Here is an 11,705-nt window from a genome sequence, read left to right on the forward strand (position 1 = left end):
CACCTCGCCCGTGCGGGCGCGGTCCCGGTCACCGCCGCGACCACCCGGATGACCGGAGGACACCCCCGGCACCCTCACGCCGGGCCGTCCGGCAGGCGGTAGACGGCGTAGGCCCCGGAACGGAAGCGCGGCGTCGCGAAGGCCGCGAGCCCGGGAACCGGGCCCCCGCGGTGCTCGTCGGCGAGGAGCCACCTCACGCCGTACCGCTCGCGCAGATCCCGCACGGCCTCGCCGGTGGGCGTCGCGAAGACGGCGTCGTTCAGCGCGATGAGCCGTTCGTCCCAGAACGGGAGCTCCAGCGTGGGCAGCTCCGGACGCCACCGGGCCGTGTTCCTTGAGGTGTAGGTCCATCCCTCGACGAGCACGCGCCGCTCCGACAGCGCGGCCACCCAGAAGTGCCTGCCGTCGCACGGATCCTCCATTCCCCAGCGGCAGTGCGCGTTCGTGGCGACCAGGTCGCCGGGGTCCGAGTGGTCGCGCAGCCAGCGCCCCGCGGCGAGGGCGCCCGCGGGTGGCGCCGCCACGGCCGCCGGCGACGGGACCCGCCCCTCACCGCCGCGCACGACCCACAGGACGCGCGCGTGCACGACGGCGGGCAGGCCGACGACCGCGAGCGCGGTGACGACGAGGGACCAGGCGCGCAGGCGCCCGCTCGTGAAGGTCAGGACGGCCGCCGCCGACAGGATCGCGGCCAGCAGCACGACGTACGGCAGGTAGAGGACGGTGTCGCTCGTCCCCGGCTCCAGGGGGATCCGGACGTCGCACAGCAGGGGGATCAGGTAGGCCGCCGCCAGCCCGGCCCCGGCCGCGCACAGCGTCGCCCGGCGCGACTGCCGGGCCCGCCGCGCCAGGGTGACGATCCCCAGGGCCGTGACGGCCGCCAGGCAGGGGTAGGCGCCGGTCAGGAAGAAGAGCTGGCTGCGGCCGGGATGCCCGAGCAGCAGGGCCGCGCCGGCCCCCGCCGCGCCGATGCCGAGCATGAGGGCAACGCCGGGGCGCACGAGCAGCCGCGGCCGGCTCAGCAGGCCGGAGATCCCGCACCACGTGACGGCCCAGCACAGCAGGAACACCGCCGCCATCCCCAGGGTCGACAGGAATGGGGGATCGATCCCGTCCGCCGCGCCGGTCATCTCCCGCCAGACCGTCCGCACCAGGGAGAAGGGGTCGAAGACGAGCGCCTGCCTCGCGCCGTCGAACAGCACGGACCGCGCGAGGAGGAAGCACGCCGCCGTCATCCCGAACGCGGCGAGCAGGGGCCCGGACGGCCCGCGCCGCCTGGCCGCCCCGGCCGCGGTCACGGCCAGCAGTCCCGCGCCCAGCAGCGGGAGGTACGTGGCCTTGGCCCCCGCCACCGCCAGGAGGAGGACGCCCAGCAGCGGCCAGTGCCCGGCTCTCCGCCGCTGCCGTTCGAGGAGGTCGAGGAGGAGCAGCACGACGGGGGCGAACAGCAGGGCCCCGAACGTCTGGGTGGGGCTCGCCCACGCGAGGTCGGGAACCCCTCCCCAGGTGAAGGCCCCGTTGCTGCCGAGGTAGAGACTCGGTGTCGCCACGAGCACCGTGCCGGCCGCGGTCAGGGCCGCTCCCGTCCAGGAGCCCGTGACCCGCCGCCCGGTCATCCCGGCCAGGACGACGAACGCGGCCAGCATGGGAAGCATGCCCAGCCGGAACAGCAGCACCAGCGGCTCCACCCCGGTCACCCAGCTCGCCGCCGCCAGGTGCGCGTAGACGAACCAGTGGTAGGAGAGGGGTTCGCCGGCGACCATGGGCACGGTGGGCGGCACGTGGTGCCTCAGCTCCCCGACCAGGGCCAGGTGGAAGGGCATGTCGGGGAAGGAGTACCCGAGGGCAGGCCAGGTCAGGGCGTTGAGCCTGAAGAACGACACGGCGCTCCAGGCGAGCAGGTAGGCCGTCAGCAGTGCCAGGAACCAGGACCACCAGGCGGGTGCCCGCTCCCGGCGGGACGGGGCGACCGTCCAGTGCCGGCGCAGCCGGGGGACGGTGAGGAAGAGCGCGCAGGCGCCGATCGGCCAGGCCAGGACGAGCAGCGGTACGCCGAGGGCGCGGGCGCCGATGTAGGCGAAGACCTCCACGGCGTGGCCGAGGGCCAGCCCGAGCGCCAGCTCCTCCGCGAGCGTGCGCCTGCCCCTGTACAGGAGCCGGAGCAGCAGCACGCCGGGAAGTCCCACACCCAGCACGACGTAGAGGCAGAAGAGGATCAGGTCCGGGGCGGAGACGCCGTACAGGGCCGTCACCGCCGCGGTGAGGACCGTCATCGTCGCGGCGGGCGCCCAGCCGCGGAGGCTCCCCGCCCCCCGGGGCGGGGCCGCGGGACCTCGTACGGACGGGAGCCCGCCCGTCTCGTCGTCCCCGGCGGTCATGAGCGGACCCGGCGCGGGAGACCGGTGGGGTGGGGTTTCTGTCATGCGCCCGAGCCTGGTGAAACGAAAGGCGCGGGCGGCACCCGGCGCTCACGCCCGTCGATGTCTTTTCCCGTCCTTGCCCGTGTTTTCACGACCGGCCGGGGCGGGACGCCGCCCCGGCGCCCTGGATCCCGGCCCCCGGTTCCCCGGCCCCCGGTTCCCCGGCCCCTGGCTTCCCGGCCCTCGGGCTCGGGCGCCGCCACGGGCGGGGCGTGCCCGGACGGCCGGAACGGGGTCAGGGGCGATGCGCCCGGACGACGAGGGAGACGCCGGGCAGTGAGCGGACGGGCAGGTATCGCTCGGCCACTATCACGGCGGTCAGGGCCGTGTTCACCAGACGCGGCGTCTCCGTGAGGTCCGAGCCGGAGATGTTCCTCCTGCGCAGGGCGACGACCGGCCGCAGCAGGACGTTCCAGCTCCACAGGCGGTCGACGACCAGGCCCGCGCCCGTCAGCAGGGCGTTCAGCTCCCGCCGCGTGTAGCGGCGGACGTGACCGGACGCCACGTCGTGCGCCGACCACAGCGCCATGTCGCAGGGAACGGTGACCAGCGCCGTTCCCCCCGGCCGGAGCACACGCACCAGCTCGCCCGCGGCCCTGCCGTCCTCCTCGATGTGCTCCAGCACGTCGAACGCCGTGACGAGGTCGAACTCCCCGTCCGGCAGGGGCAGCTCCCGCGCGTCGGCGTGGATCGCCCGCAGGCCGCGCTCCCTGGCGAGCTCCACCGCGGTCTCCGAGGAGTCCGCGACCAACGAGTCCCAGCCGTGCGCGACGAGCACGCGCGTGTTGCCGCCCCCGGCCGCCCCGATGTCGAGCGCCCTGCCGGGCGGGCCGAGCCGGCGCAGCTCGCGGAGCTCGCGGGCGAGGAGGGCGCGCCGCTCGCGGTACCACCAGTGGCGGTCCTCAACCTCGACGGTACGGAGAATTTCCGCGGCCTCCATGTGTCCTCCCAGACGTGTGTCTCGATGTCCTGCCCGTACGCGTCCGCGGGATCCGGGACGCCCGCCGACCGGCACCCACGGGGCCGCGCGGCCGGGCGGTGCGTTCCGGTGGTCAGCGGCCGGGCCGCCGGGCCGGGCGCCACCAGCTCTCGTGGTCGCGGTACCAGCGCACGACGCGCTCCAGCCCGTCGTCGAAGCCCACCCGGGGCTCGTACCCGATCGCCCGGATCTTGCCGCTGTCCACCGAGTAGCGACGGTCGTGCCCCGGCCTGTCCGGCACGGTCTCCACCATGTCCCAGCCCGCGCCGCAGGCCGCCAGCAGCCGCTCGGTGAGCTCCCGGTTGGTCAGCTCGGCCCCGCCGCCGATGTTGTAGACCTCGCCGGGCCGGCCCTTGTCCAGCACGAGCCGGATGCCCTCGCAGTGGTCGTCGACGTGCAGCCACTCGCGGACGTGCTCGCCGTCCCCGTACAGGGGGACGCGGCGCCCGTCGATCAGGTTGGTGACGAAGAGCGGGATGACCTTCTCGGGGTGCTGGTACGGGCCGTAGTTGTTGGCGCAGCGGGTGACCCGCACGTCGAGCCCGTAGGTCTGGTGGTAGGCCCGGCACAGCAGGTCGGCTCCGGCCTTGGCCGCCGAGTAGGGCGAGTTGGGCAGCAGCGGCCGCGACTCGTCCCACGAGCCCGCCGCGATGGACCCGTACACCTCGTCCGTCGACACCTGCACGACCGTGCGCACCCCGGCCTCAAGTGCCGCCTGGAGCAGGCACTGCGTGCCGTGCACGTTGGTGAGGACGAATTCCCCCGGGCCGGTGATCGAGCGGTCGACGTGCGTCTCGGCGGCGAAGTTCAGCACGACGTCCTGGCCGGGCATCAGGCCGGCGAGGAGCCGGGCGTCGGTGATGTCGCCCCTGACGAAGGTGTGCCGGGGATGGTCGGCGACCGGCCCGAGGTTCGCGAGGTTGCCCGCGTACGTGAGCTTGTCCAGCACCGTCACGCGAGCGTCCTCGTAGCCGGGGTGGAGTCCGGACAGCAGCGACCGCACGTAGTGGGAGCCGATGAACCCGGCGCCGCCGGCGACCAAAATCCTCATGCGCGCACCTGGACCCTGCTGTGGTCGCCGATCATGAGCTGGTGGGTGTTGGGTAGTCCCACGGCCCTCGTCACCTCCACGTTCCGGCCGATCAGAGAGTACGTGAGCCCCGAGACGCCCCTGATGACGGAGTCCCCGAGGACGATGCTGTACTCCACCCCGGCCTCCTCCAGCACGCACCCCTCGCCGATCGAGGTGTAGGGGCCGATGTACGAGCCGTCGATCCTGGTGCCGGCGCCGATGACGGCCGGGCCCCGGATCACCGACCGCTCGACGGTCGTGCCCGGCCCGATGTCGACGCGCCCGGTGATCTCGGAGTGCGTGTCCACTGTCCCCCTGACGTCCGGTTCGAGCGCCTCCAGGACCATGCGGTTGCACTCCAGCATGTCCTGCAGCCGCCCGGTGTCCCGCCAGTAGCCGGTGACGAGGTGCGAGTGCACCCGGTGGCCGTTGCGGATGAGCCAGGTGATCGCGTCGGTGATCTCCAGCTCGCCGCGGGCGGAGGGCATGATCGACCGGACCGCCTCGTGGACGACGGGGGAGAAGGTGTAGACGCCGACGATCGCGAGGTCGCTGCGCGGGTGCCGGGGCTTCTCCTCAAGCCCGACGATCTCCCCGTCGGGTCCCAGCTCGGCGACCCCGTAGAACTGGGGTTCGGCGACCTTCGTGAGCAGGAGCTGCGCGTCATGGCCGGCCTCGCGGAAGGCGTCCACCAGGTCGGCTATGCCGCCCAGCAGGAAGTTGTCGCCCAGATACATCACGAACGGCTCGTCGCCCAGGAACTCGCGGGCGATCAGCACGCAGTGGGCCAGGCCGAGCGGTGCCTCCTGCCGGATGTAGGTGACGTCGAGACCGAACCTCGAACCGTCGCCGACGGCCGCCCGGACCTCGGGGCCCGTGTCGCCGACGATGACGCCGACACTCGTGATCCCCGCGTCCCTGATCGCCTCCAGCCCGTAATAGAGGACCGGTTTGTTGGCGACGGGGACGAGCTGTTTCGCGGACGTGTGGGTGAGCGGACGCAGCCTCGTCCCTTTACCACCCGCCAGAACAAGTGCCTTCATCGCTCTATCCCTCCACGAGGAACGCGTGGTCACGGCGGCCGGTCGTCCGTTGAAAGCTATGGGGAGATCCGGCCGGTCGCCGTTCGCCGCCATCGTTTTTACGGAGAACTGCGAAAGACGTTACCGGGGCCGGACGTTCGCGTGTTCCCGGAACGTCCAGGCCCGGTGTATCGCGTAGCTGACCGCCGGGCTGACGGCCAGCAACAGCGCCTGGGCCGCCATGACGGGAAGGTGGAACAGCTCGACCAGCACCGGCAGCCCGGCGAGGGAGGTTCCGAGAAAACCGAGTCCGACCGCGTAGAAGCGCAGGTAGCCGGTGAGCCACGATCGCCCGTGCGCCCGGAAGACGACCAGCCTGTACCACGGATAGACGATCACCACGGTCGTCAGATGAGCCGCCATGACCAGGACAAGATACGGAACCGCATCATCGGCGGCGAGCAATCCCAGGCCCAGGAGAGAGCAATGGAGCAGGGCCGTCGTGGCGCTCGCCACCAGGTATGTGATGCGCTGTCCCCCAAGAGCGGGGATAAAACCTCGCCGCCGGTCATGTGCATGCTTTCCGTGATTAGCCGGATTTTTTACCTGCGCCATGTCATGGCCTTTTTGAGATTGTGTCGAGTAGCGATCAAATGGATTTTATCCTGCTGTAAGAAATAACCGGGGGATTAATGTCCGTGTCGGTGGTCATTCCGTGTTACCGCTCCGCGCGGACCCTGCCGGTGCTGGTGACCAGGCTCATGGCGGTCCTCCGCGAGCTGTCCGTCTCCCACGAGGTGATCCTCGTCGTCGACGGAAGCCCGGACGACACCTGGAGGACGGCCGCCGAGCTCGCGCGGCGCGTCGAGGGCGTGCGCGCGCTTCACCTGTCCCGCAACTACGGCCAGCACAACGCGCTGGTCGCCGGGATCAGGGAGGCGGAGTTCGAGGTCGTCGTGACCATGGACGACGACCTGCAGCACCCGCCGGAGCAGATTCCCCTCCTGCTGGCCGCCCTCGAAGGCGACAGCCTCGACCTCGTGTACGGCGTCCCGCGCCGTGAGGAGCACGGGCTGGTCCGCAGCCTGGCGTCCCGGTCGGTCAAGACCGCCATGGCGGGCGGGCTGGGCATCCGCACCGCCCGGATGATCAGTGCCTTCCGTGCCTTCCGTACGCGCCTGCGCGACGGGTTCGAGGAGCTGTCGGGGCCGCACGCCTCCGTCGACGTGGCCCTGTCGTGGGCCACCACCCGGGTGGGGTCGGTCCGGGTGGACATGAGCGAGCGCGGTCACGGCCGGTCCGGCTACACGCCGGCCCTGCTGCTGCGGCACGCGGTGAACATGCTCCTCGGCTACAGCACGGCTCCGCTCCGCGCCGCCAGCTACCTCGGGTTCCTGGCCGGCGTCGTCGGCCTGCTGCTGGGCGGCGTCGTCCTGTGGCACTTCGCCAACGGCGACACCACGGTGGCGGGGTTCACCACCATCGCGTCGATGGTCACCCTCTTCTCGTCCGCCCAGTTGATGTCCGTCGGTGTGCTCGGCGAGTACGTCGGGCGCATCCACGGGAACGGGATGGGGCGGCCGACCTACGTCGTGCGCGAGCGCGTCGGGACGCCGGAAGCCCTCGGCGTTCCCCGGCAGCCGGGCGGCACTACCGTCGCCGTCCACGCGGGAGTGGGCTCCGGATCAGGTGAACGGTGACGAAGGCCTGGACGGGCTCGAACCCGTACCGCGCCCACGCCCTCTGCCCCCCGGTGTTGTGCGCCTGGGTGGAGGTGACGAGCTCCCGCACGCCCCGGGCCAGGGCGTGCCTCTCGATCGCCGCCAGCAGGTGGGTGTAGAGGCCGTTCCCCCGCGCCCGGGGGGTCACCCCGGCGAGCACGATCTCCATCCGCGGGCCGTCGTACGAGAGCATGGCCAGCGCGAGAACCCCGTCCGGAGGCGCGCCCGGGTCCGGATCCCCGTCCGGAGGCGCGCCGGGATCGGCGTCCCCGTCCGGGCCTCGCCGTCGCATCGCCAGGCACGTTCCCTCGGCGGCCAGCCTCAACGCCCACTCCCGGTATCCCGCCAGCGTCCCGGCGGCGTCGAACAAGGGGTTGGCCAGGTAGTGGTTCCCGTAGGAGGCGAAGAAGTCGGAGATCGACTCCCGCACCACCGCCGGGGTGACCCGTTCCGTCACCTGGAGGTCCTCCGGCGGTTCCGGCGCGCGACCCCGTCCCGCGTGCAGGCGCCAGTACGTCAGCGAGTCCGCGAACACGGCGGTGCGGCCGAGCGCGGTCAGCTCGGCGAACCAGCCGACGTGCTCGGCCGGGTAGCGGAGCACGATGACGTCCGCACTCGACCCCAGCACGGCCTCGCGAACCTCGGTAAAGGGAGAGACGGCCCCCGAGGGAACGGTGAGGCGCTCCACCGCACGGCCGAACCTGGCCGAGTCGAGCGGGGACTCCGCGATGCGCGGGGCCCCGTCTCCCATCACGTCCCGCCAGGCCATCGGTTCACCTCGTGGCTCAGGACGGCGTCGATCACGCGCGTCACGCCGGACGCGCCCAGGTCGGCGAAGAGCGGCAGCCGCACCAGGCGGTCGGCGACGCTCTCGGTGACCGGGCACCCGCCCGGGGCCGTCCGGCCGTACCGCAGACCGGCGGGGGCGGTGTGCAGGGGCTGGTAGTGGAACGCCGCCTGCACGCCCCTGTCGCCGAGGTGGGTGATGAGGGCCCGGCGGCTCGCCAGGTCCGGGAGCAGCAGGTAGTACAGGTGCGCGGGGTGCGCGCACCCGTCGGGGACCGTCGGCAGGGAGACGCCGTTCGCGGCCGCCCACCCGGCCAGGCCCTCGTGGTAGCTCCGCCAGACGGCGAGGCGCCGGGACTGGGTCTCGGCGAACGACTCCAGCTGGGAGGTCAGCTGCGAGGCGAGGATGTCCGACAGCAGGTAGCTGGAGCCGATGTCGACCCACCGGTACTTGTCCACCTGGCCACGGAAGAAGCGGCTGCGGTCGGTGCCCTTCTCCCTGATGACCTCGGCGCGCGCCATCAGGGCGGCGTCGTTGAGCAGCAGCGCGCCGCCCTCCCCGCACTGCACGTTCTTGGTCTCGTGGAAGCTCTGCGCGGCCAGGCCGCCGAACGCGCCCAGCGGACGCCCCCGGTAGGAGCCGCCCAGGCCGTGGGCGTTGTCCTCGACGAGGGGGAGGTCGTACCGGTCGCAGATCTCGCCGATCTCCTCCATCGCGCACGCGACCCCGGCGTAGTGGACGACCACCACGGCCCGCGTGCGGTCGGTGATCGCGGCCTCGATCAGCCTCTCGTCCATGTTGAGGGTGTCGGGCCTGCAGTCGACGAAGACCGGCACCGCGCCGCGCAGGGCGTAGGCGTTCGCCGTCGAGACGAAGGTGAACGACGGCATGATCACCTCGTCGCCCGGCCGGAGGTCGAGCAGGATCGCCGACATCTCCAGGGCGTGCGTGCAGGAGGTGGTCAGCAGGACCTGCCCGGCCCCGGTCATCTCCTTCAGCAGCCCGGCCGCCCGCCTGGTGAACGGCCCGTCACCGGAGGTCGACCCCCGGCGCACGGCCTCCGCGAGGTAGTCGAGCTCGTTCGCGGACAGGTGCGTCCTGTTGAAGGGAATCCGCGCCGGGACGTCCAGGGCGTCCGGGGTGCTCAGGGCGTCCGGGGCGTCCGGGGCCTTCAGGGCGTCCGGGGCGGTGCCGGGAGGAGCCGGGGGCGGGGCGGGATGTCGCGGAAGGACGCGAGGACGCGTGCCGCCCGCCATCAACCGACCCTCTTATTTGATTCAGCGTCGATTTCGCACGTCGAATGCACGGGTGAATGTTACTGATGATCTTACTGATCGTGTGGACCGACATGCGGGCGGACGGGCCTTTTCCGCCGACGACCGGGTGGACTCTGTGGCAGTCCTGAGCTGGGATGATGATTTATGTATTAGGAATATAAGTTATCTGCGTCTTTGGTTGGAGGTGTCGCCGAATATTATGCCTTGGACGGCGCCGGTCGCGGGAGCCTTGTTTTGGTGGGGCCGGGTCGCGACACGCCCGGATTGTCGCTGAATCGGCCCGGCGATGATACCTGCTCCTAAAGTCGGATCGTATTCGCTTTTTTCCGAGGTGGTGGAGGTCCTGCCGTGGGAGAGAAACTGGTCGTGGTCGGTCAGGGGTACGTCGGCCTGCCCCTGGCGATGCGGGCCGTCGCGGCGGGGTTCGACGTGGTGGGCGTCGACGTCGACCGCCGGAGGATCAAGCGGCTCGACGCCGCCGAGTCCTACGTCGAGGACGTCGGCGACGAGACGCTGGCCGCCGCCCACCGCACCGGCCGCTACCTGGCCACCGCCGACTACGCCGCCGCCGAGGGCTTCGACGTCTGCGTGGTGACCGTGCCGACCCCGCTCCGCGAGGGCGTTCCCGATCTGCGCCACATCGGCGCGGCGGGGGAGTCGCTCGCTCCCATGCTGCGGCGCGGCGCCACGGTGGTGCTGGAGTCCACCACCTATCCGGGGACCACGGAGGAATACCTGCAGCCCCTGCTGGAGGAGGGGTCCGGGCTGTGCGCGCCGAGGGACTTCCACCTCGGCTACAGCCCGGAGCGGATCGACCCGGGCAACGAGCGCTGGCGCCTGGAGAACACCCCCAAGGTGGTCTCCGGCATCGACGGGGCGTCCCTGGAGCGGATCAGGGCCTTCTACGCGCGGATCGTGGACGAGGTCGTGCCGGTCTCCTCGCCGAGGGTGGCCGAGCTGTGCAAGCTCCTGGAGAACACCTTCAGGCACGTCAACATCGCCCTGGTGAACGAGCTGTCGATCTTCGCGCAGCAGCTCGGCATCGACGTCTGGGAGGCCGTCGACGCCGCCTCCACCAAGCCGTTCGGCTACATGCGCTTCACCCCGGGGCCCGGCGTCGGCGGGCACTGCCTGCCGATCGACCCGTCGTACCTGTCGTGGAAGGTCAAGCGCAGCCTGGGACACAACTTCCAGTTCGTGGAGCTGGCCAACGACATCAACGACCACATGCCGGACCACGTCGTGCACCGGGTCGGTCTCGCGCTGAACCGGTCGCGCAAGCCCGTCAACGGCAGCCGGGTGCTCGCGCTCGGCCTCGCGTACAAGAAGAACGCCGGAGACTGCCGCGAGTCACCCGCGCTGGACGTGGTCAGGGGCCTTCGCAAGCTGGGCGCGGACGTACGGGCCGCCGACCCGCACGTGGACTGCTTCCTGTTGCCGCAGGGCGTCGAGGTCGTCACCTTCTCGGAACGGGAACTGGCGGCGGCGGACGTGGTGGTGGTCCTCGCCGACCACGACTGCTTCGACTACGAGCTCGTCCAGCGGGCGAGCACCCTCGTCTTCGACACCAGGAACCGCTGCCGGGGCCCCAACGTCGAAAGGCTCTGACCTCTCACGCCGCGAGTGGCCGCCCGGTTCCGCCGGGACGCTCCACACCGCATGGCCGCGATCCGGGGAGGCACGCGACCGGCTGCGTACGCGGGACGTCACGGTCTCGAAGCCGGACGATCGGCCGGTTACGCCGGAGGTCAGGACCTCATGACGCGGGCGATCAGCTCCTCGACCTGGCCGTTGAGCCTGGCGCCCCGGGGCCATCCGGCGTATTGGGTGAGGAAGACGACGATCTCGCGGAGCTCGTCGGGGGTGAGGTCGCCGGTCCGCAGCGCCGCGTCCAGCTGGAGGCCGAGCTCCTCGTGCATGCCCTGTCCGACGAGCAGGCCGACCAGCAGCACGCGCCGGTCGCGGTTCGAGATCCCCTCCCTGGACCACACCTCGGCGAACAGGTTCTCGACGGTCGCCCCGAAGAGGTCCCCGGGCTCGTTCTCGCCCTGGTCCCAGCCGTAGACCCGTTTCATCGAACACCTCCGTGTGGAGCCCCCCGGCAGCCGTTCCCTGGCGGGGACGGCCAGTGGGGTCCCTACCCCGCCTGCCCCCGCCCCTTCCGGCGCCAGGGAAAGATCTTTTTTCCCTAAAGTCATGACATATAGATATATGTCGTACCAGAGATCATCCGACGTTACACGCGCGGGCCCCGATCGGCGGTGATCGGCGACGGACGACGGCGCCCTGCGACGGCGCCCTGCGACGGCGAGCGAGAGGCGGGGAGCGGCGGAGCTGGGGGGCGGGTAGCTGGGAGCGAGAGGTGGGGAGCGGCGGGCGGGAGGCGGGGAGCGGCGGGCGAACCGGAGGCGGGGAGCCGGGGGCGGG

The 11,705-nt window shown here is 71.6% G+C and carries 11 protein-coding genes; 3 read left to right on the plus strand and 8 right to left on the minus strand.

Annotated elements, in window-relative coordinates; translation table 11 throughout:
- Nucleotides 1–74: 74 nt before the first annotated feature.
- From ACSC1Q_RS32075 to ACSC1Q_RS32095, 5 genes are all read right to left on the minus strand, one after another.
- On the minus strand, nucleotides 75–2,423 hold the full coding sequence (locus ACSC1Q_RS32075; RefSeq protein ID WP_436762439.1) for a hypothetical protein: 2,349 nt from the start codon (nucleotides 2,421–2,423) through the stop codon (nucleotides 75–77).
- A 232-nt stretch (nucleotides 2,424–2,655) separates the two neighbouring features.
- The gene (locus ACSC1Q_RS32080) at nucleotides 2,656–3,360 is read right to left on the minus strand and encodes a class I SAM-dependent methyltransferase (RefSeq protein WP_436762440.1); all 705 of its coding nucleotides are present in this window, start codon (nucleotides 3,358–3,360) and stop codon (nucleotides 2,656–2,658) included.
- 112 nt (nucleotides 3,361–3,472) lie between these two features.
- Complete coding sequence (rfbB, locus tag ACSC1Q_RS32085) at nucleotides 3,473–4,450, minus strand: dTDP-glucose 4,6-dehydratase (RefSeq protein ID WP_436762441.1); 978 nt, start codon at nucleotides 4,448–4,450, stop codon at nucleotides 3,473–3,475.
- A complete protein-coding gene (locus ACSC1Q_RS32090; RefSeq protein ID WP_436762442.1) occupies nucleotides 4,447–5,514 on the minus strand; it encodes a glucose-1-phosphate thymidylyltransferase in 1,068 nt (355 codons plus the stop codon). The genes rfbB and ACSC1Q_RS32090 overlap by 4 nt, the downstream gene beginning before the upstream one ends.
- A 120-nt stretch (nucleotides 5,515–5,634) precedes the next feature.
- Nucleotides 5,635–6,009, minus strand: coding sequence for a GtrA family protein (locus ACSC1Q_RS32095; protein WP_436762443.1), 375 nt, complete (start codon nucleotides 6,007–6,009; stop codon nucleotides 5,635–5,637).
- Between ACSC1Q_RS32095 and ACSC1Q_RS32100 the strand changes: the two genes are divergently transcribed.
- Both ACSC1Q_RS32100 and ACSC1Q_RS32105 read left to right on the plus strand, forming a co-directional pair.
- Nucleotides 5,905–6,174: a hypothetical protein gene (locus ACSC1Q_RS32100; protein ID WP_436762514.1), complete on the plus strand. Its 270-nt coding sequence runs from the start codon at nucleotides 5,905–5,907 to the stop codon at nucleotides 6,172–6,174. The two genes, ACSC1Q_RS32095 and ACSC1Q_RS32100, sit on opposite strands and share 105 nt — an antisense overlap.
- A gap of 11 nt (nucleotides 6,175–6,185) precedes the next feature.
- Nucleotides 6,186–7,193, plus strand: a complete 1,008-nt coding sequence (locus tag ACSC1Q_RS32105) for a glycosyltransferase family 2 protein (protein WP_436762444.1) — start codon at nucleotides 6,186–6,188, stop codon at nucleotides 7,191–7,193.
- Here the strand turns inward: ACSC1Q_RS32105 and ACSC1Q_RS32110 are convergent.
- Together ACSC1Q_RS32110 and rffA are read right to left on the minus strand one after the other, a co-directional pair.
- Nucleotides 7,144–7,983 (minus strand): GNAT family N-acetyltransferase, encoded by an 840-nt coding sequence (locus ACSC1Q_RS32110; protein WP_436762445.1) that lies wholly within the window; start codon nucleotides 7,981–7,983, stop codon nucleotides 7,144–7,146. The genes ACSC1Q_RS32105 and ACSC1Q_RS32110 overlap by 50 nt on opposite strands.
- Nucleotides 7,965–9,257, minus strand: a complete 1,293-nt coding sequence (rffA, locus tag ACSC1Q_RS32115) for a dTDP-4-amino-4,6-dideoxygalactose transaminase (RefSeq protein WP_436762446.1) — start codon at nucleotides 9,255–9,257, stop codon at nucleotides 7,965–7,967. The genes ACSC1Q_RS32110 and rffA overlap by 19 nt, the downstream gene beginning before the upstream one ends.
- Before the next feature lie 369 nt (nucleotides 9,258–9,626).
- Between rffA and ACSC1Q_RS32120 the strand changes: the two genes are divergently transcribed.
- Entirely contained in the window at nucleotides 9,627–10,886 is a 1,260-nt protein-coding gene (locus ACSC1Q_RS32120) for a nucleotide sugar dehydrogenase (protein WP_436762447.1), read from the plus strand.
- A 140-nt stretch (nucleotides 10,887–11,026) separates the two neighbouring features.
- On the opposite strand, the gene ACSC1Q_RS32125 is transcribed toward ACSC1Q_RS32120, so the two are convergent.
- The gene (locus tag ACSC1Q_RS32125; RefSeq protein ID WP_436762448.1) at nucleotides 11,027–11,353 is read right to left on the minus strand and encodes a carboxymuconolactone decarboxylase family protein; all 327 of its coding nucleotides are present in this window, start codon (nucleotides 11,351–11,353) and stop codon (nucleotides 11,027–11,029) included.
- Between the last annotated feature and the right edge of the window lie 352 nt (nucleotides 11,354–11,705).

The organism is Streptosporangium heterodermiicola, from assembly GCF_051390675.1.
Lineage (GTDB): Bacteria > Actinomycetota > Actinomycetes > Streptosporangiales > Streptosporangiaceae > Streptosporangium.

Excerpts from the sequence above, each read along its gene's own strand:
- ACSC1Q_RS32075 (WP_436762439.1), bottom strand. The coding sequence starts at position 2,423 with ATGACAGAAACCCCACCCCACCGGTCTCCCGCGCCGGGTCCGCTCATG.
- ACSC1Q_RS32080 (WP_436762440.1), bottom strand. The coding sequence starts at position 3,360 with ATGGAGGCCGCGGAAATTCTCCGTACCGTCGAGGTTGAGGACCGCCAC.
- rfbB (WP_436762441.1), bottom strand. The coding sequence starts at position 4,450 with ATGAGGATTTTGGTCGCCGGCGGCGCCGGGTTCATCGGCTCCCACTAC.
- ACSC1Q_RS32090 (WP_436762442.1), bottom strand. The coding sequence starts at position 5,514 with ATGAAGGCACTTGTTCTGGCGGGTGGTAAAGGGACGAGGCTGCGTCCG.
- ACSC1Q_RS32100 (WP_436762514.1), top strand. The coding sequence starts at position 5,905 with ATGAGCCGCCATGACCAGGACAAGATACGGAACCGCATCATCGGCGGC.
- ACSC1Q_RS32105 (WP_436762444.1), top strand. The coding sequence starts at position 6,186 with ATGTCCGTGTCGGTGGTCATTCCGTGTTACCGCTCCGCGCGGACCCTG.
- ACSC1Q_RS32110 (WP_436762445.1), bottom strand. The coding sequence starts at position 7,983 with ATGGCCTGGCGGGACGTGATGGGAGACGGGGCCCCGCGCATCGCGGAG.
- rffA (WP_436762446.1), bottom strand. The coding sequence starts at position 9,257 with ATGGCGGGCGGCACGCGTCCTCGCGTCCTTCCGCGACATCCCGCCCCG.
- ACSC1Q_RS32125 (WP_436762448.1), bottom strand. The coding sequence starts at position 11,353 with ATGAAACGGGTCTACGGCTGGGACCAGGGCGAGAACGAGCCCGGGGAC.